The 19240-nt window shown below is 72.5% G+C and carries 23 protein-coding genes; 13 read left to right on the top strand and 10 right to left on the bottom strand.

Annotated features, from left to right (window positions below; all coding sequences use genetic code 11):
• Positions 1-58: 58 nt before the first annotated feature.
• Positions 59-277 (top strand): hypothetical protein, encoded by a 219-nt coding sequence (locus ACZ5VC_RS01250; protein ID WP_469118064.1) that lies wholly within the window; start codon positions 59-61, stop codon positions 275-277.
• Positions 274-1431, top strand: a complete 1158-nt coding sequence (locus ACZ5VC_RS01245; protein WP_469118063.1) for a hypothetical protein — start codon at positions 274-276, stop codon at positions 1429-1431. The genes ACZ5VC_RS01250 and ACZ5VC_RS01245 overlap by 4 nt, the downstream gene beginning before the upstream one ends.
• A gap of 100 nt (positions 1432-1531) precedes the next feature.
• Here ACZ5VC_RS01245 and ACZ5VC_RS01240 read toward each other — a convergent pair whose 3' ends face one another.
• Entirely contained in the window at positions 1532-2257 is a 726-nt protein-coding gene (locus ACZ5VC_RS01240; protein WP_469118062.1) for an SDR family NAD(P)-dependent oxidoreductase, read from the bottom strand.
• Between the two features lie 159 nt (positions 2258-2416).
• Here ACZ5VC_RS01240 and ACZ5VC_RS01235 point away from each other — a divergent pair, with 159 nt between their 5' ends.
• Genes ACZ5VC_RS01235 through ACZ5VC_RS01220 form a run of 4 tightly spaced genes read left to right on the top strand, consistent with a single transcriptional unit; the run spans position 2417 to position 4725 of the window.
• Entirely contained in the window at positions 2417-3136 is a 720-nt protein-coding gene (locus ACZ5VC_RS01235) for a vWA domain-containing protein (RefSeq protein WP_469118061.1), read from the top strand.
• Positions 3133-3705, top strand: a complete 573-nt coding sequence (locus ACZ5VC_RS01230; RefSeq protein WP_469118060.1) for a HutD/Ves family protein — start codon at positions 3133-3135, stop codon at positions 3703-3705. Before ACZ5VC_RS01235 ends, ACZ5VC_RS01230 begins: the two co-directional genes overlap by 4 nt.
• 57 nt (positions 3706-3762) lie before the next feature.
• Positions 3763-4143: a VOC family protein gene (locus ACZ5VC_RS01225; protein ID WP_469118059.1), complete on the top strand. Its 381-nt coding sequence runs from the start codon at positions 3763-3765 to the stop codon at positions 4141-4143.
• A 42-nt stretch (positions 4144-4185) separates the two neighbouring features.
• On the top strand, positions 4186-4725 hold the full coding sequence (locus tag ACZ5VC_RS01220) for a pyridoxamine 5'-phosphate oxidase family protein (protein ID WP_469118058.1): 540 nt from the start codon (positions 4186-4188) through the stop codon (positions 4723-4725).
• A gap of 44 nt (positions 4726-4769) precedes the next feature.
• On the opposite strand, the gene ACZ5VC_RS01215 is transcribed toward ACZ5VC_RS01220, so the two are convergent.
• Positions 4770-5768, bottom strand: coding sequence for an acyl-CoA dehydrogenase family protein (locus tag ACZ5VC_RS01215; RefSeq protein ID WP_469118057.1), 999 nt, complete (start codon positions 5766-5768; stop codon positions 4770-4772).
• Positions 5768-6907: an acyl-CoA dehydrogenase family protein gene (locus tag ACZ5VC_RS01210; RefSeq protein ID WP_469118056.1), complete on the bottom strand. Its 1140-nt coding sequence runs from the start codon at positions 6905-6907 to the stop codon at positions 5768-5770. The genes ACZ5VC_RS01215 and ACZ5VC_RS01210 overlap by 1 nt, the downstream gene beginning before the upstream one ends.
• Before the next feature lie 55 nt (positions 6908-6962).
• Between ACZ5VC_RS01210 and ACZ5VC_RS01205 the strand changes: the two genes are divergently transcribed.
• From ACZ5VC_RS01205 to ACZ5VC_RS01195, 3 genes are read left to right on the top strand one after another with little or no spacing between them, the layout of a single operon-like run.
• Positions 6963-7751: an SDR family oxidoreductase gene (locus ACZ5VC_RS01205; protein WP_469118055.1), complete on the top strand. Its 789-nt coding sequence runs from the start codon at positions 6963-6965 to the stop codon at positions 7749-7751.
• 15 nt (positions 7752-7766) lie between these two features.
• The gene (locus tag ACZ5VC_RS01200) at positions 7767-8381 is read left to right on the top strand and encodes a TetR/AcrR family transcriptional regulator (RefSeq protein ID WP_469118054.1); all 615 of its coding nucleotides are present in this window, start codon (positions 7767-7769) and stop codon (positions 8379-8381) included.
• Between the two features lie 18 nt (positions 8382-8399).
• The gene (locus ACZ5VC_RS01195; protein ID WP_469118053.1) at positions 8400-9557 is read left to right on the top strand and encodes an acetyl-CoA C-acetyltransferase; all 1158 of its coding nucleotides are present in this window, start codon (positions 8400-8402) and stop codon (positions 9555-9557) included.
• 61 nt (positions 9558-9618) lie between these two features.
• Here ACZ5VC_RS01195 and ACZ5VC_RS01190 read toward each other — a convergent pair whose 3' ends face one another.
• Positions 9619-10473, bottom strand: coding sequence for an SCO6745 family protein (locus tag ACZ5VC_RS01190; RefSeq protein WP_469118052.1), 855 nt, complete (start codon positions 10471-10473; stop codon positions 9619-9621).
• 157 nt (positions 10474-10630) lie between these two features.
• Here ACZ5VC_RS01190 and ACZ5VC_RS01185 point away from each other — a divergent pair, with 157 nt between their 5' ends.
• Both ACZ5VC_RS01185 and ACZ5VC_RS01180 read left to right on the top strand, forming a co-directional pair.
• Positions 10631-10834 (top strand): cold-shock protein, encoded by a 204-nt coding sequence (locus ACZ5VC_RS01185; protein ID WP_005318814.1) that lies wholly within the window; start codon positions 10631-10633, stop codon positions 10832-10834.
• Between the two features lie 91 nt (positions 10835-10925).
• The gene (locus ACZ5VC_RS01180; protein ID WP_469118051.1) at positions 10926-12533 is read left to right on the top strand and encodes a DEAD/DEAH box helicase; all 1608 of its coding nucleotides are present in this window, start codon (positions 10926-10928) and stop codon (positions 12531-12533) included.
• A gap of 36 nt (positions 12534-12569) precedes the next feature.
• On the opposite strand, the gene ACZ5VC_RS01175 is transcribed toward ACZ5VC_RS01180, so the two are convergent.
• The 5 genes from ACZ5VC_RS01175 to ACZ5VC_RS01155 are packed head-to-tail and all read right to left on the bottom strand — an operon-like array spanning position 12570 to position 16862.
• On the bottom strand, positions 12570-13460 hold the full coding sequence (locus ACZ5VC_RS01175; RefSeq protein ID WP_469118050.1) for a tyrosine-protein phosphatase: 891 nt from the start codon (positions 13458-13460) through the stop codon (positions 12570-12572).
• A gap of 33 nt (positions 13461-13493) precedes the next feature.
• The gene (locus ACZ5VC_RS01170; RefSeq protein WP_469118049.1) at positions 13494-14543 is read right to left on the bottom strand and encodes an NAD(P)H-dependent flavin oxidoreductase; all 1050 of its coding nucleotides are present in this window, start codon (positions 14541-14543) and stop codon (positions 13494-13496) included.
• Positions 14543-15268, bottom strand: coding sequence for a CoA-transferase subunit beta (locus ACZ5VC_RS01165; RefSeq protein ID WP_469118048.1), 726 nt, complete (start codon positions 15266-15268; stop codon positions 14543-14545). The genes ACZ5VC_RS01170 and ACZ5VC_RS01165 overlap by 1 nt, the downstream gene beginning before the upstream one ends.
• Positions 15265-16116 carry a CoA transferase subunit A gene (locus ACZ5VC_RS01160; protein WP_469118047.1) on the bottom strand — a complete coding sequence of 284 codons (852 nt, stop codon included), beginning with the start codon at positions 16114-16116 and terminating at the stop codon, positions 15265-15267. The genes ACZ5VC_RS01165 and ACZ5VC_RS01160 overlap by 4 nt, the downstream gene beginning before the upstream one ends.
• Positions 16113-16862, bottom strand: coding sequence for an enoyl-CoA hydratase family protein (locus tag ACZ5VC_RS01155; RefSeq protein ID WP_469118046.1), 750 nt, complete (start codon positions 16860-16862; stop codon positions 16113-16115). Before ACZ5VC_RS01155 ends, ACZ5VC_RS01160 begins: the two co-directional genes overlap by 4 nt.
• A 67-nt stretch (positions 16863-16929) precedes the next feature.
• Between ACZ5VC_RS01155 and ACZ5VC_RS01150 the strand changes: the two genes are divergently transcribed.
• Together ACZ5VC_RS01150 and ACZ5VC_RS01145 are read left to right on the top strand one after the other, a co-directional pair.
• Complete coding sequence (locus ACZ5VC_RS01150) at positions 16930-17694, top strand: SDR family oxidoreductase (RefSeq protein WP_469118045.1); 765 nt, start codon at positions 16930-16932, stop codon at positions 17692-17694.
• A 1-nt stretch (position 17695) separates the two neighbouring features.
• A complete protein-coding gene (locus ACZ5VC_RS01145) occupies positions 17696-18577 on the top strand; it encodes an SDR family oxidoreductase (RefSeq protein WP_469118044.1) in 882 nt (293 codons plus the stop codon).
• A 115-nt stretch (positions 18578-18692) separates the two neighbouring features.
• On the opposite strand, the gene ACZ5VC_RS01140 is transcribed toward ACZ5VC_RS01145, so the two are convergent.
• Positions 18693-19175 (bottom strand): MarR family winged helix-turn-helix transcriptional regulator, encoded by a 483-nt coding sequence (locus ACZ5VC_RS01140; RefSeq protein ID WP_469118043.1) that lies wholly within the window; start codon positions 19173-19175, stop codon positions 18693-18695.
• Positions 19176-19240 lie beyond the last annotated feature (65 nt).

Genomic DNA, 19240 nt, shown 5'->3' with positions numbered 1-19240 from the left:
AAAGTCAATTCCCCTCCACGCTCGGGACCGAGCCGCCGTCCGCCCACCGGGAGGTCCCGTGAGCACCGCAGCACTGACGCGTCTGGGTACGGAACTGGGCGGACCGCCGCCCGACAGCCTCCGTGGCCTGACGGAGGATCAACTGACCCTGCTGAGCGACGCGCTGGCCCGCGAGCGGGAGTCCAGGGCCGCGGGGCTCGAGGAAGCGGCCGAGCAGGCCCTCACGCTGGTGCCCGCCCTCGCCCGCGGGCCCGTTCGCCGCATCCTCTTCAAGTGAGCGGAGTCGACGTCATGGACACACTGCGCGGCACGGCCGAGATCCAGAAGGTCGCCGCACTCCTCGGAGAGACACCCGAGCGGCTCGTGTTCCTCCAGGCCCTGCCCGTCGAGGACCTGCGGCGGCTGCGCGAGCAGGCGGTCGCCGCGCTCTTCGACGGGCAGCCCGAGATGCTCGACCGGATCGCCGGGGCGACCAGGCTCGTCCCGGCGGGGGTGGCCGCCGCCATCTCGCAGAAGGCGCTCGGACCGCGGCTCGCCGCCGCCGTCGCCGGGAGGCTGGAGCCCGCCCGGGCCGCCGACATCATCGAGAAGCTGCCGGTCGCGTTCACCGCGGAGTCCTGTGCCCACCTGGACCCCCGGAAGATCGCCGGGATCGTCGACCGGCTGGACGAGCAGCTGCTGATACGGATCGCCGTCACCCTCGCCGAACGCGGCGACCACCTCACCATGGGCCGCTTCGTCGGCCATCTGCGCGACTCGGCACTGGAGCGGATCCTGCCGCAGGTCGCCGACGACGTGGTGCTGCGCACGGGCGCCGCCATCGACCTGCCCGAACGGCTGGGCACGATCGTGGAGTTGATGGGTGAGAAGCGGCTGGAGCGGGTTGTCGGCTCGGCGAGCGAGGCGGGACTGTGGCCGGAGGCCCTCGCCGTGGCCGGGATGGTCACCGGCGAGCAGCGCGGCAGGATCGCGGCGCTGGCCGCCCGCCGGCCCCAGGAAGAGCTCGACTCCCTGGTGCGCACGGTGGCCGAGCGGCAGCTCTGGGAGTCACTGCTCCCCCTCGTCGCCCTGCTGGACGACGAGGACCGGCGGGCCGTCGCCGTACTGCCGTCGCTGAGTGACGCGGCCGTGCTCGGCGGGATCGTACGGGCCGTCGTGGCGACCGGACTGTGGGCGGAGTTCCTCCCGCTGGTCGAGCTGCTGCCGGAGGAGTCCCGTACGACCGTGGCGAAAGCCGCCGCCGCGCTCACGGACGGCGAACTCGACGCGCTGGCCCGCGAGGTCGAACGGCAGGACCTGTGGGAACTGGTCCTGCCCCTGGTCGAGTCGATGGACGACACGGGCAGGCAGCGGATCTTCGCCCTGCCCGCGTTCCAGGACCAGGGCCGGGACCAGGGCCGGGACCAGGGCCGGGACCAGGGCCAGGGTTAGAAGCACGGGTGGAAGCAGAAGCGTCACCAGGACCGGGGCGGCCGAGGGGGCGGCCGGGCGGGCGCGGTGGCCGTCGCCGGGACGGCGGCCACCACGCCGCTCAGCCCGTCGTCAGCCCCCCGTCCACCCTGAACTCCGCCCCCGTCACATACGACGAGGCGTCCGACACCAGGAACAGGACCAGCTCCCCGGCCTCTTCGGGCCGTCCCATCCGCCCCAGTGGTACATGGGACCAGTCCTTGCCGGTGACGGCCGCCGTCATCGGGGTGTCGATCGCGCCGGGGTGCACCGAGTTGACCCGGATCCCGTAGCGCGCGAGATCCAGTGCCGAGGAGCGGGTCAGACCCCGCAGGCCGAACTTCGTCGACCCGTAGGCCGCGTGCCCGGGGATGCCCACCAGTCCGGCGGTCGAGGACACATTGACCACCGATCCGCCCCCGGCCTCCTTCAGCGCGGGCAGCACGGCCTGGATGCCGAGGAACGGGCCCAGCAGGTTGACCCGGATCAGCGTCTCGAAGTTCTCGTACGTCTCGTCCTCGACGGAGGCCGTACGCCACAGGGCGGCGTTGTTGACCAGCGCGTCGATCCGGCCGAACGCGGCGAGCGCGGCCGACACCGCCTCCGCCCAGCTCGCCGCCGAAGCCACGTCGTGGCGCACGAACAGACCGTGCCCGCCCAGGGAATCGGCGACGGCCCGGCCCTCGTCCTCCCGGACGTCGGTGACCACGACCCGCGCCCCGGCCTCCGCCAGCATCCGTGCCTCCGCCGCGCCCTGGCCGCGTCCGGCGCCCGTGACGACGACGATCTTGCCGTCCAGAGAGGTCATGCCATCCCCCAGCCCTCGGCCGTATGACGAACAGTCATATTCCTAGCAGGCATGGCCGCAACAGGGAACGGCCGCGGAGTCCGGGGGCGACGGCCGGGCACGGCCACCCGACGATCACGTACCCTCGACATCCCCGTACGCCGAAGGGAGGCCGCGCCCATGGCCCTGAGTCTGCGCAAGGTCGAGGAGACCGCGCCGGCGCTCGTCAGCCTCTACAAGAGCGCTGGTGTCTCCCTGCGCAAGCACGGCCTGGACGGGCAGCGCGTCGCCGTCTATCTGGTGATCGACTACTCCGGTTCGATGAAGCCGTACTACAAGGACGGCACCGTCCAGGCGCTCGCCGACCGGGTCCTCGGGCTCTCCGCCCATCTCGACGACGACGGACGCGTACCCGTCGTCTTCTTCTCCACGGATGTCGACGCGCAGACCGACATCGCGCTCGCGGAGCACGAGGGGCGGATCGACCGGATCGTCGCCGGGCTCGGCCACATGGGCAAGACCAGCTATCACCTGGCCATGGACGCGGTGATCGACCACTACCTGGACAGCGGTTCCACCGCTCCCGCCCTGGTCGTCTTCCAGACCGACGGCGGGCCCATCAACAAGCTGGCCGCGGAACGGTACGTGTGCAAGGCGGCGCGGCTTCCGCTCTTCTGGCAGTTCATCGGCTTCGGCGACCCGGGCAGCAAGCAGTTCGACTTCCTGCGCAGGCTCGACGAACTGGCGGTCCCCGCGAAGCGACCGGTCGACAACGCCGGTTTCTTCCACGCCGGCCAGGACCCCCGGCGGGTCTCGGACGGGGAGCTGTACGACCGGCTCGTCGCCGAGTTCCCCGCCTGGCTCACCGCCGCCCGCGCGCGGGGGATCGTCGGCTCATGACCGTACGGGTGCTCAGAGCGGCGGACCGGGTGGCCGCGCCGTGGAAGAACGGCGGCGGGGTGACCCGGGAGATCGCCGCGGGACCCGAGGGCGCCGCCATGGACGACTTCGCCTGGCGGGTCAGCCTCGCGGACGTCACGGCGGACGGGCCGTTCTCCACGTTCCCGGACGTGGACCGGATCCTGACCGTCGTCGAGGGCGGGGGCATGGACCTCACCGTCGGTCGCGAACGGCATCCGGTCGACGAGCCGTTCGCGCCCCGGCCCTTCCCCGGCGACGTGCCGACCGAGGGCCGTCTGATCGAGGGCCCGGTCGTCAACTTCAATGTCATGTACCGCCGGGGCGCCGTCATGGCGGCCGTCGCCGTCGTCCGGGGACGGATCCCGGTCACCGTCCCGCCCGGCGGGACGGTCCTGATCGTCGCGCTCGACGGGCCGGCGGAGATCGGCGGGCCCGCGCGGAGCGGTCGGGTGGAGCTCGGCCCCTACGACGCCGCGGTCTGCACGGACACCCCCGGCACGCTCAGTACCCGACGCCACGCGGCCGTCGTCACCCTCACCGGCGGCTGACCCGCCCCGGCCGAAAACCCCTCGCCGCCGAGCCCGTCGACCGGGGATAGTCGCGCCATGGCATCCCTGATGAGACACGTGACGGTCGACTGCACGGACGCGTATGCCCTGGCCGGCTTCTGGGCCGCCGTGCTCGACGCCCGCCTCTCCGACGAGGACGAGCCCGGTGACCCCGAGGCCCTGGTGGAGGCCCCCGGCGTCGGCGTCCTCTTCGTCACCGTGCCGGAACCGAAGAAGGCGAAGAACCGCGTCCACTTCGATGTGCAGCCGACCGACCGCACCCGCGACGAGGAGGTCGAGCGCCTCCTCGCGCTCGGCGCCATTCTCGTCGCCGACCACCGGCGCGAGGACGGCCTCGGCTGGGTGACCCTCGCCGACCCGGAGGGCAATGAGTTCTGCGTCGAGCGCAGCGCCGCCGAGCGGAAAGGGTCTCTCTGAAACCGGACAGAAGATGTCGGGTATCGCCGGTTCAATGAACCCATGCACACGCACCTCACTGACACCACGGGCACCGGCTGGACCGACTTCGGGACGGCGGAGCCCGACTTCGCCGAGACGGTACGGCAGCGCTTCGAGAAGTACACCCACCATGTCCTCGCCACCCTCCGCAAGGACGGCTCGCCGAGGGTGAGCGGGCTCGAAGTGAACATCCGCTCCGGAGACCTGTGGCTGGCCATGATGCCCAACAGCCGCAAGGCGCAGGACCTGCGGCGCGATCCGCGCTTCGCCCTGCAGGCCAACCCCGGAGGCGGTACGGACATGGACGGAGGGGATGTCCGGATCGCCGGCCGGGCCGTCGAGGTCACCGACGCGGACACGGTGGAGCGGTTCGCCTCCGAGGTGGGAGCACCCCTGCCGTTCCATCTCTTCCGCGTCGCGCTGACGGAGGTCGTGAGGACCTCCGTCGAAGGGGACGACCTGGTCGTACGGGCCTGGCGGCCGGGGCAACCACTGCGAACGGTCCGGCGCGGCAACGACGACAGCGCGCCGCGCGAGGACGGCGCCCGGGCCGCTTTTTGATCAAGGCACGCGAGCCCGGCAAGATCCGAAAGACACTCCCTGGGCTAGGAACGCCATGCCTCCAGCACCCTCGCCCTGCACCGCGCGGGCGTGCCCCAGGCGTCCCGCAGCGGACGGGCCTTGCGCAACCACAAGGAGAGGTCGAGCTCCTCGGTGTAGCCGACCGCGCCGTGCAGTTGGAGCGCGGCGCGGGCGGCCGCGTATCCGGCCTCGCCCGCGGCGGCCTTGGCGGCGGCGACGTCCCCGGGATCGAGCGTCACGGCCGCGCCGTAGAGCAGCGGACGGGCGAACTCCAGGCCGAGCAGGGTGTCCGCCAGCCGGTGCTTGACCGCCTGGAAGGAGCCGATCGGTGTTCCGAACTGGGTGCGCTGCCGCACGTACGCCACGGTGCGGTCCAGCAGTGTCAGTCCGACGCCGAGGGACTGGGCGGCGGTCGCCAGCGCCGCCCAGTCGGCGGCGCTCCGGGCGGCCTCGGCCACCGCGGGCCCAGCGGCCAGGAGCTCCCCGCCCGGCGAGGGCACGGCGAGTCGCCTGGCGGGGTCGGCGGAGACCTGGACGGGCCCGTGTCCGGGCGCGAGCCGCAACTCGTTCCGGTCCGCGCCGGTCACGACCAGGGTGACGTCCGCCGCGTCCGCGTCCAGGACGTACGGTCCGGCGTCGGGCAGTGTCAGCGTCGCCGTCAGCTCCCCGGCGGCGAGCGACGGCAGCAGCCGCTTGGCGGGCGCGTCCTCCCCGAGCGCGGCCAGGCCGTCCAGCAGCGCCGCCGCGGCGGCCGTCTCCACCACGGGCCCCGGCACCGCGTGGCGTCCCAGCTCCACGAAGGCGATCACGGTCTCCACCGGCAGCGGCCCCACGCCCTCGTACGCCTCCGACGCGGCGAGGGAGAAGACCCCGGCCCCGGCCAGCCTGGTCCACACCCCGCGTCCGGGCCCGGGGTCTCCGGCGGCCCAGGCCCTGACGGCCCCGGGCAGGTCGGCGGCGCTCAGCATCGCGTTCAACGAGTGCCCGAACGCCTGTTGCTCCCCGGTCGGCAGGAACCTCATCAGCGGCGGCCCTTCGGAAGGCCGAGCAGCCGCTCGGCGATGATGTCGCGCTGGATCTCGTTCGTCCCGGCGTAGATGGGGCCGGCGAGCGAGAAGACATACCCCTCGGCCCAGTCGCCGTCGGCCAACTCCCCGTCGTGTCCCAAGAGTTCGAGCGCCGTTTCGTGCAGCTCGATGTCGTACTGGGACCAGAAGACCTTGTTGAGGCTGGACTCGGCGCCGATGGTCTCCCCGGCCGCGAAGCGCGACGCGCCCGCCGCCGTGAAGAGCTGATAGGCGCGGGCGCCGATCACCGCGTCCGCCACCCGGTCACGGACCCCCCGGTCCTCGCCCCGCTCGCGCCACAGCGCCACCAGCCGGTCGGCGGCGGCCAGGAAGCGGCCGGGGGAGCGGAGCGTCAGCCCCCGCTCGTTGCCCGTCGTCGACATCGCGATCCGCCAGCCCTGCCCCGGCTCGCCGATGACGTCCTCGTCCGGGACGAAGACGCGGTCCAGGAAGAGCTCCGCGAAGGCAGGCTTCCCGTCGAGGCGGCCGATGGGCCGGACCGTCACGCCGGGTGCGCGCAGGTCGAACATCAGATAAGCGAGGCCCTGGTGCGGCTTCGCCGCTTCCGGGTCCGTACGGAAGATCCCGAACGCCCGGTCGGCGAACGCCGCCCGCGACGACCACGTCTTCTGGCCCGACAGCAGCCAGCCGCCCTCCGTCCGTTCCGCCCGGGACGTCAGCGACGCCAGGTCCGAGCCCGCCTCGGGTTCGGACCAGGCCTGGGCCCAGATGACCTCGCCGCGCCCCATCGACGGCAGGACGCGCGCCCTCTGCTCCTCGGTGGCGTGGTCGAAGAGCGTGGGGGCGAGCAGGTTGATGCCGTTCTGGGAGACGCGGCCCGGTGCCCCCGCCGCGTAGTACTCCTCCTCGAAGACCAGCCAGGCGAAGATGTCGGCGCCCCGGCCGCCGTACCGCTCGGGCCAGGAGACGACCGACCACCGGTCGGCGGCCAGCTCCGCCTCCCACGCCCGGTGCGCCTCGAAGCCCTCGGCCGTCTCCAGCGAGGGAAGCGGCTCGGCCGGCACATGGGCCGCGAGCCACTCCCGCGCGGCGGCGCGGAACGCCTCGTGCGCGGCCGTGTGCTGAAGATCCATCAGGCGCCCGCCCCCTCTATTCCCTAACAAGTGTTTGGTAGGTTAACGTGTGGCCGTGACGGACAACAAGGCTCAGTACGTCCCTGGACACGGGCTGCTGGAGGGCCGTACCGCGGTGATCACCGCGGCGGCCGGAGCCGGCATCGGCGGCGCCACCGCCCGCAGGTTCCTGGAAGAGGGCGCCCGGATCCTCATCGGTGACGCCCACACCCGCCGCCTCAAGGAGACGGAAGCGGCGCTCGCCGAGGAGTTCGGCAGCGACCACATCTCCTCGCTGCCCTGCGACGTCACCGACGAGGCACAGGTCCAGGCGCTCTTCGACGAGGCCGTCCGGCTCCACGGCGGCCTGGACGTCGTCGTCAACAACGCCGGACTCGGCGGCACCGCCGAGCTGGTCGACATGAGCGACGCACAGTGGACCCGGGTCCTCGACGTCACCCTGAACGGCACCTTCCGGTGCACCCGGGCCGCCCTGCGCCTCCTCAAGGACGCCGGCGCGGGCGGGGTGATCGTCAACAACGCCTCGGTCGTCGGCTGGCGCGCCCAGGCGGGCCAGGCCCACTACGCCGCCGCGAAGGCCGGCGTCATGGCCCTCACCCGCTGCGCCGCGATGGAGGCCGCGCCCTACGGCGTACGCGTCAACGCCGTCTCACCGTCCCTCGCCATGCACCCCCACCTGGTGAAGGTCACCTCCGCCGAACTCCTGGAGGAACTCACCGCGCGCGAGGCCTTCGGCCGGTACGCCGAGCCCTGGGAGGTGGCCAATGTCATCGTCTTCCTCGCCAGCGGCTATGCCTCGTACATGACAGGTGAGACGGTCTCCGTCAGCAGTCAGCACGCATAGGACCAGAATGGACCCGTGCCGACGAACAAGAAGAAGACCCAGGTGACCGCCTCGCCCGAGCGGCGCCGCGAACTGCTCGACACCGCGGCCGAGGTGTTCGCCGCGCAGGGGTACAACGCCACGACCGTCCGCGAGATCGCGGACGCCGCCGGGATGCTCGCCGGCAGCCTCTACTACCACTTCGATTCCAAGGAGTCGATGGTCGACGAGATCCTCTCCACCTTCCTCGAGGAACTGTGGAACGGCTACGACGCCGTCCTCGCCGCCGGACTCGGCCCCAGGGAGACCATCGAGGCGCTCGTCACCGAGTCCTTCCGGGAGATCGACCGGCACCGGGCCGCCGTCGCCATCTACCAGAAGGAGTCCAGGCACCTCGCCGCACAGCCCCGCTTCCACTACCTCTCCGACTCGCAGCAGAAGTTCGAGAAGGCATGGCTCGGCACGCTGGAGCGCGGAGTGGCCGCGCGGGTCTTCCGCGCCGACCTGGACATCCGGCTCACCTACCGGTTCGTGCGCGACACCGTATGGGTCGCCGCGTCCTGGTACCGCCCGGGCGGACAGCACAGCCCCGACGAGATCGCCCGTCAGTACCTGTCGATGGTGCTGGACGGGATCGCCGTGCGTACGTAAACCCCTCAAGGAGTGGTCATGGCCGAGGCCTACATAGTCGAAGCGGTACGGACCCCGGTGGGGCGGCGAGGGGGCGGCCTGGCCCGCGTCCACCCCGCCGACCTGGGCGCCCACGTCCTCAAGGCACTGGTCGAACGGGCCGGGATCGATCCGGCCGCCGTCGAGGACGTCGTCTTCGGCTGCCTCGACACCGTCGGCCCGCAGGCCGGCGACATCGCCCGTACGGCATGGCTGGCCGCCGGACTCCCCGAGGAGGTGCCCGGCGTCACCGTCGACCGGCAGTGCGGATCCTCCCAGCAGGCCGTCCACTTCGCGGCCCAGGGCGTCCTCTCCGGCACCCAGGACCTGGTCGTCGCGGGCGGCACCCAGAACATGTCGATGATCCCGATCGCCTTCGCCTCCCGGCAGGCCGCGGAGCCGCTCGGTCTCACCGAGGGGCCCTTCGCGGGCAGCGAGGGCTGGCGCGCCCGGTACGGCGACGCCCCCGTCAACCAGTTCCACGGCGCCGAACTCATCGCCCGCAAGTGGGGGATCACCCGCCGCGATCAGGAGGAGTTCGCCCTCCGCTCCCACCAGCGGGCGCTGCGCGCCATCGACGAGGGCCGCTTCGTGCGCGAGACCGTCCCCCACGGGGGCGTCACCCTCGACGAGGGGCCGCGCCGCGACACCACCCTGGAGAAGATGGCCGGTCTCAAGCCCGTCGTGGACGGCGGGACGATCACGGCGGCGTGCTCCTCGCAGGTCTCCGACGGCGCGGCGGCGATGCTGCTCGCGAGCGAACGCGCGGTGGCCGAGCACGGCCTCACACCGCGCGCCCGGATCCACCACCTCTCCGTACGCGGCGAGGACCCGATCCGGATGCTGTCGGCCCCGATCCCGGCGACGGCGTACGCGCTGAAGAAGACAGGCATGTCGATCGACGACATCGACCTGGTCGAGATCAACGAGGCCTTCGCCCCGGTCGTCCTGGCCTGGCTCAAGGAGACCGGGGCGGACCCCTCCCGCGTCAACGTCAACGGCGGCGCCATCGCCCTGGGTCACCCGCTGGGCGCGACCGGAGTAAAGCTGATGACGACGCTGCTGCACGAACTGGAGCGCACGGGGGGCCGCTTCGGCCTGCAGACCATGTGCGAGGGCGGGGGCCAGGCGAACGTGACGATCATCGAGCGGCTCTGAGCGTTTGAGCGGCTCCGCTGCGGGGGCCGGCGGCGGCCCAGGGCGGAGGCTTTGGCGAGGCTCAGGTTCTGTTGTCCGGGACGCCGATCGGGTTGGGGAAGCGCAGGGTCGACGCGCACGCCGCCGCCAGGGGGCCGAGGACCGACGCCAGCTTCGTCAGCTCGACCTTCGACAGGCACTGCCACGGCCGCGCGGCTGCCCGGTCCGTGGCCGCCTCGACCTCCTCATGCGTACGCCGGCCCTCCCGCGTCGCCCGCCCGCCCCCGGCCAGCAGACCGCGTCGGGTCAGCCGCGCGGCCGCCGCCTCCCACTCCTCGTCCGACCAGCCCCGGTACTGCTGAAGCTCCGCACGCGGCATGTCGAGGCCCGCCCGCAGGACGAGTGCTTCGCAGCCGTCCAGGCCCGCCGCGACCAGCGCCGCCACATGGCCGTCGCCGCGATGCTCCCGGAGCACCGTCGTGGCGTGCCAGAGAAGGTCCAGCGGGTCCTCGGGCCGGGGCAGCGCCGCGTTCACCGCGGCCAGCGGGCGGCCCGCGCAGTCGAGACCCGGCAGCCGGGCGGCGAGCAGCCGCGCCGCCTGGGCCACCTCCGCGTCCAGCCCGGCCAGCAGCCGGACCAGCGCCGCCCTCGCCCCCGCACGCCGCACCCGCAAGGCCTCCTCCGGCGGGACCAGCTCCCATACGGAGGGCAGCGCGCGCGCCACCATCGACGGGGCGAACGAGAAGAAGGACGAGACGACCGGCTCCGGGCCCACGGGCCCGAGCGGGGCGCCGCGGCCGGCGAAGTAGCCGCGCCAGAAGCCCCGCAGTCCGGCCTCCTCGAAGGCGGCCTGGCACTCGGGAGCGAAGTAGCTGACGGCGTGGACCGGCTCGATCAGAGGCCAGAGCGCGCGGGCGACGGATGCTGTGGAGTCCATGCCCCGAGTCTCGCCGACGGCACATGCTAAGGTGGTCAGGTTGCAGTTTTGGTACCCATGAACTTTATGCGCGCCTGACGGGAATGTTCCTCAGGCGCATTATTGTTTTTCCGGATTTTCTCCGGGGTGGGGCCTCGACCATTCAGGAGAAAAAAGCATGGCTACTGGAACCGTGAAGTGGTTCAACTCGGAAAAGGGCTTCGGCTTCATCGAGCAGGACGGTGGCGGCGCCGACGTGTTCGCCCACTACTCGAACATCGCGACCTCCGGCTTCCGTGAGCTTCAGGAAGGCCAGAAGGTCACCTTCGACGTCACGCAGGGCCAGAAGGGCCCGCAGGCGGAGAACATCCTCCCGGCCTGATCGCCGGACGCTCTCTCGCAGCCGGGGCCCGCACCTTCGCGGTGCGGGTCCCGGCTTGTGCTGTGCCCAGGCCCAGGAAGGCATTTCCCATATGACTCGCTCCGAACGCCCCATCCGAAAGCGCCCCGCGAAGGCCGCGGCCAAGGCGCCCGCCCGCAGTGCGGGCCGTCGCCCCACCGCCCCACCGCCGCCGCGCGAATTCACGCTGCCGGAAACCCGGACTCCCGCGCTCCCCGCGGTCGAGGCGTTCGACGAGCTGGACATGCCCGCTGGCCTGCTGAAGACGCTCACCGCCCAGGGCGTCACCGAGCCGTTCCCGATCCAGGCCGCCACCCTGCCCAACTCCCTCGCGGGCCGGGACATCCTCGGCCGCGGCCGCACGGGCTCCGGCAAGACCCTCGCCTTCGGCCTGGCGCTGCTCGCCCGCACCGCCGGCCGCCGCGCCGAACCCAAGGCGCCCCTGGCCATGGTCCTGGTGCCCACGCGTGAGCTGGCCCAGCAGGTGACCGACGCCCTCACCCCGTACGCGACCGCCGTCAACCTGCGCGTCGCCACGGTCGTCGGCGGCATGTCGATCACCAAGCAGGCCGGTTCGCTGCGGCGCGGCGCCGAGGTGCTGGTGGCCACCCCCGGCCGCCTCAAGGACCTCATCGAGCGCGGCGACTGCCGACTGGACCAGGTCGCCATCACCGTCCTCGACGAGGCCGACCAGATGGCCGACATGGGCTTCATGCCGCAGGTCACCGCGCTGCTCAAGCAGGTCGAGCCGGACGGCCAGCGACTGCTCTTCTCCGCGACGCTCGACCAGAACATCGACCGGCTCGTCCGGATGTTCCTGACCGACCCGGTCGTGCACTCGGTCGACCCGTCCGCCGGCGCGGTGACGACCATGGAGCACCACGTGCTCTACGTCGCCGACGAGACCGACAAGAAGGCCGTCACCGTGCGCATCGCCGCACGCGACGGCCGGGTGATCCTCTTCCTGGACACCAAGCGGTCGGTGGACCGGCTGGTCAAGAAGCTGCTCGCCGAGGGCGTACGGGCCGCGGGTCTGCACGGCGGCCGTTCGCAGCCGCAGCGCAACCGCACCCTGGACCAGTTCAAGAACGGCCAGGTCACCGCGCTGGTGGCGACGAATGTCGCGGCCCGCGGCATCCACGTCGACGACCTCGACCTGGTCGTGAACGTCGACCCGCCGGTCGACCACAAGGACTATCTGCACCGCGGCGGCCGCACGGCCCGGGCCGGTGAGTCGGGCAGCGTCGTCACGCTGGTCCTGCCGGACCAGAAGCGTGACATGAGCCGGCTGATGGCCAACGCGGGTATCACCCCGCAGTCGGCCCGGGTCTCTTCGAGCGACCAGCAGCTGGCCGACGTCACCGGCGCGCGGCAGCCCTCCGGCATACCGGTCGTCATCGAGGTGCCGCAGCCCGCGCAGGCGCCGTCCGCGCCGAAGCGGCCGCGTCGCAGCGGCTCGGGCCGTCCGCGCACCGGCGGCGGTGCCGGCCAGACCGGCGGCCGTGCGGCAGCCGGGCGCACCACCGGTGAGGCGCGTACCGGCGAAGGCCGTGGCGCCGCCGCCGGCCGCACCGGCACGGCCCGCAGCGCGGGAGGCCGCCCCACCGGCGGCGGTGCCCGCACCCGCGGCACGGGCCGACCGGGCCGCGGATCCCAGGCCGGCCGCCGCGACGCGGCCTAGCGTCTTTCGTTCAGATCAGGCCGGACCGGGCCGTCGTCAGTCCACCAGCCGGGCCTGGAGCGCCGCCAGCGTGCGGAGGTCCAGGCCCAGGCCGGTCGTGAGATAGCGGTAGAGGCTGCCGTACCCCGACCGCACCTCGGCGAGCGCCGTCTCCAGGTACTCTGTGCGGACCTCCTGGAGCGGGATGATCAGGTCGGGGTTCCGCATCAGGCCGCCCTGCTTCAGCCCGTCCCGCACCTTGGCGTCGTACGCCGCCCGGAAGGTGTTCGACGCGAGGTAGTCCTCGACCACGGCCTGCTCCGGTACGCCCAGCACGGTGAGCAGCAGAAAGCTCATCCAGCCCGTACGGTCCTTGCCCGACGTGCAGTGGTACATCAGCGGTGCCGCATCCGACCGTGCGATGTCACGCAGCGTCGTGGCGAACCGGGCGCGGTTGGCGGCGCTGGTCACGAACGTGCGGTAGACCTCCCGCATGAACGCGGCGGCCCTGCCGCTCCCCAGCATCTCCTCCTGCCGCACCGGGTCCCGCGACCCGATCGCGGTGAGCAGCTGCCCGTACAGACCGTTGTCGGTGACGGGCCGGGAGACCGGGACGGGCCCGGACGGAAGCCGGTCGGGGCCGTCGTACTGGACCTCCAGGGGGACGCGGAAGTCGACGACCGTCCCGAGCCGCAGCCCTTGGAGCGTGGTGAGATCGGCGTCGGTCAGCTTGTTCAGGGCGTCGGCCCGGTAGACGAGCCCGAGCCGGACCCGGTCGCCGCCGTAGGTGCGACAGCCGCCCAGATCACGGACGTTGACCGCGCCCTGGAGCGGGATGTGGCGCAGCTCGGTGGCGCTCCTTCTCCGTCGGGGCGCGCCGAGGGCGGGGGAGGCGACCGCAACCAGAGCGGTGGTGGTCGCGGTGGACAGCAGTGCGCGTCTCGTCATTGACATGACGGAACTCCCGTGCGGGCAGAGGGATCACCCTGGTGTCGGCAGGGTGCGGAGCACGTGCTCGGCCTCGGACATGACCCGCAGGACGAGTTCCTCGCAGCTCGGGAGGTCCTCGATCAGCCCCGCGACTTGTCCGGACGCCATCACGCCGAGGTCCGTACGGCCCTCGACCATGGACGCCTTGAGGAGCATGGGGGTGTTCGCGGCGAGCAGGACCTGGCTCCAGGACAGGTCCTTGCCGTGTTTCATGGCCAGGCCGTCGCGGACCATCCGCGCCCAGGACAGCCCGGAGATTTTCCTGAACCCGGCGGCCCGGCGGACGGCCTGCGCCAACGCCCGCACGCGGCCCGCCCGTTCGAGGGCGGCGACCATCTCCGTACGGAGCATCCGGTGCGGCAGCCCGTCGACGGCGGTGGTCACGGTCACGTCCTTGACCGAGGCGGCCAGATACTTCGCCTTCACGGCGTCCGGCACGGTCGAGTCGGAGGTGAGCAGGAACCGGGTGCCCATGGCGACGCCGGCGGCGCCGAACGCCAGCGCCGCGACCAGGCCCCGGCCGTCGTGGAAGCCGCCGGCCGCGATCACGGGGATGTCGACGGCGTCCACGACCTGGGGCAGCAGGACGGACGTCGCCACCTCCCCGGTGTGCCCGCCGCCCTCGCCGCCCTGCACGATCACCGCGTCCGCGCCCCAGGCCGCGACCTTCTCCGCGTGCCGACGGGCGCCGATCGACGGGACGACGACCACACCCGCGTCCTTCAGCTCGGCGATCAGCTCCTTCGACGGGGCGAGCGCGAAGGAGGCGACCCGTACATCCTCCTCGACGATGATCCGCACCCGGGCGCGGGCATCGCCCGCGTCGGCCCGCAGGTTCACCCCGAACGGCGCCTCGGTGCGCGCCTTGACCTCGCGGACGGCCGCGCGCAGCTGCTCGACGGTCATCGTGGCGGAGGCCAGGATGCCGAGCGCCCCGGCGTTGGCGGTGGCCGAGACGAGCCGGGGCCCCGCCACCCAGCCCATGCCGGTCTGGACGAGGGGATGCCGGACGCCGGTGAGGTCGGTGAGCGCGGTCCGCATCAGGCCCTGACCTCACGGTCGCGCAGCCCCGCGGGATCGATGACCTCGCGGATCAGCCGCAGCTCCTCGGCGGTGGGTTCGCGGGTGCACGGGACGTCGTCCCCGATCACCAGGTCGAAGCCGGTGGCGTCCCGGACCGCGTCGACGGTGACCCCGGGGTGGAGCGAGACCAGCCGCATCGAGTGGTCGGGCGTGGCGAAGTCGAAGACGCCGAGGTCGCTGACGACGCGAGGAATGCGGTGGTGGCGGGTGACGCCGGCTTCCGCCGCGCGGTCGTGGCCCACCCCGCTGACCATGTCGACCCGCTCGACGAAGACCCGTGGAGAGTGCCTGGGAACCCAGTAACTCGTCGGATTGTTGATTGTGTTGACGGGGGCTCCGCGCACTCCGAGCAGCTGGCGGGTGGGTTGGCGCCAGTCGCCGATGCAGGAGATGTTCTGGTTGCCGAAGCGGTCGATCTGGCTCGCGCCCATCATCACGTGCCGCTTGCCGCCGGTGACCATGGTGAGGTGGCGACGGTACGGCAGCCAGCCCTCGACGGTCCCGTCGAGACCGACGAGCATCGCCTCGCCGTCGGTGAGCAGCAGGTCGGGGGAGAAGGTCCGCTTGGCGAGCCGGGCGCCGAAGGAGGACACCGGGGCCATGGTCGCGGCGAGCACCTCGCCGCTGTCCCGCCACGCCTCGGCGCAGGCGACGACGCAGTATTCCGAACGGCTCGCGGTCACCGCTGCTCCTCCTGCCAGGCGCGTACGGCCCGTTGGTAGTCGTGCTCGGTGGCGCCGGAGAGGAAGCGCTCGGCGAACTCGGGCCAGGGAGTGGTCGCGTACAGCTTCTGGAATGCCTCGTCGCGGCCGTAGTCGGGAGCGCAGGAGGTGAAGTGCGCGCCGTTCGGGGCCTCGACCACTCCGGTGACGCTGTGGCGGCCGACCAGGAGGGTCTGCGGGGCGGCGTCCTTGGTCAGCTCGGCGGTCTCGACCATCTGCTCGCAGGAGACGTACGCGGTGTCGGCGGCCTCGCAGAAGAGGTCGTCGAAGTACGGGTCGGGGCCCAGGTACTGGCCGTTGCCGAGGCGGTCGGCGCGATTCAGGTGGACGAGTGCCGCGTCCATGCGCAGGGCGGGTACGGCGACGAACTCCTCCCCGTCCTCGTACGGTGACGTGACGGTCCGCAGCGCGGGGTTGACCTTCATGACGTCGGAGCCGAGGCCCGCGCGGACCGGCAGGAACGGCAGCCGGTTGGCCGCGGCGTGCAGGCCCCACATGAACATCGCCTCGTCGATTTCCCTCATCTCGAAGGCGCCGGACTCGCGGGCGGCGCGGAAGTGCGGTTCCAGGGGGATGGAGTCGAGGGTGGCGAAGGCGGCGACGAGTGTGCGGATACGGCCGGCGGCGGCGAGGAGTCCGACGTCGGGGCCGCCGTACGAGATCACGGTCAGATCGGTGATCTCGGACCGGAGCAGTGCTCTGACCAGGGCCATCGGCTTGCGGCGCGAGCCCCAGCCGCCGATGCCGAGGGTCATGCCGCTGCGCAGCCGGCCGACCACCTCGTCCGGTGTCATGGTCTTGTCGGTCATGAGCGCTCCTCGGTGCCGAAGCCGGCGCGGACCCGGTCGGCGACCCCGCTGAGGTTCGCCTCGAAGGTGAAGCCCTGCTCGAAGCGGTAGCTGCGGCGCACGTCAACCGGGTCGATGCCGTTGATCGCGGCCTTGGCGAGCCGGATCAGCGAGCCGTCCTTCCGGGCGATCTCCCCTGCCAGCTCCAGAGCGGCCTCCAGAAGCCGGTCACGGGGGACGACCTTCCAGACCGACCCGTGGGCGTGCAGCTCGGCGGCGGTGACGGTGCGGGAGGTGTAGTACAGCGCCCGCATCAGATGCTGGGGAACCAGCCGGGCGAGATGGGTGGCGGCGCCGAGCGCGCCCCGGTCGAGCTCCGGCAGCCCGAAGGTGGCGTCGTCGGAGGCGACGATCGCGTCGGCGTTGCCGACCAGTCCGATGCCGCCGCCCAGGCAGAAGCCGTGCACGGCCGCGACGACCGGCACCTCGCATTCGTAGACCGCCGAGAAGGCGTCGTAGCAGCCCCGGTTGGCGCCGATCAGCGCGGTGTGGGAGGTGTCGCGCTGCATCTCCTTGATGTCCACGCCCGCGTTGAACCCGCGGCCGGCGGCGGCGAGGACGACACAGCGGTTTCCGGGGTCGCGCCCGGCGGCGCGCAGGGCCTCGGCCAGGTCGTACCAGCCCTGTACGGGCAGCGCGTTGACGGGCGGGAAGTCGACGGTGACAAGCGCGACGCCCTTGTCCGGCGTTGAGGTGGAGACACCCATGAGCGGATCAGCTACCTTTCCACCAAACGTTTGTTAGGTGACTGCGTGGTGAGGAAGGTAGCAGCCGATGGAGCTGGGCGGGAGGGTCGTCGTCGTCACCGGGGGCACGCGCGGGGTGGGCGCGGGCATCGCGCGGGCCTTTCTGCGGGCCGGCGCGCGGGTCGTCGTCTGCGCCCGGCGGCCGCCTCCCGCGCCGGTCGAAGAGGCGGGCCGCACGGCCCTGTTCGGCGCGCTCGACCTGCGCGACGGGGCGGCGGTCACCGGGTTCTTCGCGGATGTCGCCGCCACCCACGGGCGCCTCGACGTCCTGGTCAACAACGCGGGTGGAACGCCGTACCGGCTGCTCGGGGAGGGCGAGCCGGAGCGGCACGCCCGCGTGGTCGCCCTCAACCTCACCGCGCCGCTGACCGCCTCGCTCGCCGCGTATCCGCATCTGCGGGCGGCGCGCGGCTCGGTGGTGATGATCGGCAGCGTGAGCGGCACCCGCCCCTCACCGGGGACCGCCGCCTATGGCGCGGCCAAGGCGGGTCTGGAGAACCTGGCCCGCTCCATGGCCGTGGAGTGGGCCCCGGACGTACGGGTGAACACCCTGGTCCTCGGCATGGTCCGCACCGAGCTCGCGCATCTGCACTACGGCGACGAGGAGGGCGTCGCGGCGGTCGGCAGGACCGTACCGCTGGGGCGGCTCGCCGAGCCGTCCGACATCGGCGACGCGGCGGTCTTTCTCGCCTCGGACCGCGCCGCGTACGTCTCCGGGGCCTCGCTTCTGGTGCACGGCGGCGGCGAGCGCCCCGCCTTTCTGGACGCCTCAACCGCCAACAAGGAGAGCTGAGATGGGTATCTGTGACGGCCGGGTCGTGATCGTGACCGGCGCCGGACGGGGACTGGGGCGGGCGCACGCGCTGGCCTTCGCCGCGGAGGGGGCGCGGGTCGTCGTCAACGACCTGGGGGTGGGGCTCGACGGGACGGCCGGATCCGGCTCTCCGGCCCTCCAGGTCGCCGAGGAGATCCGCGCGGCCGGCGGCGAGGCCGTCGCCCACGGCGGCGACATCGCCACCGGGGAGGGCGCGGCCTCACTCGTCGCCCTGGCCCTCGACACCTACGGCCGCCTCGACACCCTGGTCAACAACGCGGGATTCCTGCGCGACCGGATGCTCGTCAATCTCGACGAGGACGACTGGGATGCGGTCGTGCGGGTGCATCTCAAGGGCCATTTCCTGCCGTTCAGGCATGCGGCCGCGCACTGGCGGTCCGAGGCGAAGGCCGGACGGGAGGTGGCGGCCCGCGTCGTCAACACCACCTCGGGCGCGGGGCTGTTGGGCAGCGTCGGGCAGGGGAACTACGCGGCGGCCAAGGCCGGCATCGTCGGTCTGACGCTGGTGGCGGCGGCGGAGACGGGCCGGTACGGGGTCCAGGTCAACGCGATCGCCCCGGCCGCCCGCACCCGCATGACCGAGGAGGCCTTCGCCGGCCTGGAGGGTGAACCGGAGGACGTCTCGCCCCTGGTGGTCTGGCTCGGCTCGGCGGCGAGCGCGGGCGTGACGGGCCGCGTGTTCGAGGCGGAGGCGGGCCGGATCACGGTCATGGAGGGCTGGCGCCCGGGGCCCTCGGCGGACAAGGGAGCCCGCTGGACGCCGGGGGAGGCGGGGGAGGCGGCGCTGAAACTGCTGGCGGGGTCGGCGGAGCCGGGGCGGGTGTACGGGGCCGGGGGGTGACGGGCGGGCGCACGGGGCCGGAGTGACGGGCGGGGTCGCGGGCCTTACGGGCCGGGGGTGAGGGACCGGCGTACGGCCGGGGGTGAGGGGCGGGTTCGCGGGCCGTGCGGCCGGTTCAGTCGGTGAGCCGGCGTGCCGCCTCGCGCTGGCGGTGGGTGGCCCCGGTCAGGAAACGCGTGACGGCCTCCAGCTCCTCCGTGGTGAACTCCTCGTAGAGTTCGCGCACTTCACGCGCCCAGTCCTCGAAGAGCGGTTCCAGTTCGGCCAGTTTCTCGGGCCGCGGCTCGATGACCACCCGGCGCTTGTCCGTCGGGTGCTTCACCCTGCGGACGAACCCCTTGGCCTCCAGGCGGTCCACCAGGCCGGTCACCGAGGCGGGCGCGAGGCCGGAGCGTTCGGCGAGCTCCTTGGCGGTGAGGGCGCCATGGCGCTGGAGGAGATCGAGGGTCTTGGTCTCCGTGGCGCCGAGCCCCTGCTTGGCGGCGACCGCCGTGTGAAAGGCGACCGACGCGGCGCTGGAGTCCCGCCCCGCTGCGGTCAGGGCCTCGATCACTTCGGCCCGTCGTGAGCTGTCGTCCCTGGTCATGGGGTCAGTCATGACGGCACCCTAGCAAAATATTTAGTTCGAGCGAACGAAAGACTTGCGCCGGCCGCTCTCCGGGT

The organism is Streptomyces sp. NPDC033174 (assembly GCF_055577795.1).
The sequence above is the reverse complement of the archived record's forward strand: the minus strand, read 5'-3'. Positions and strand labels throughout refer to the sequence as shown.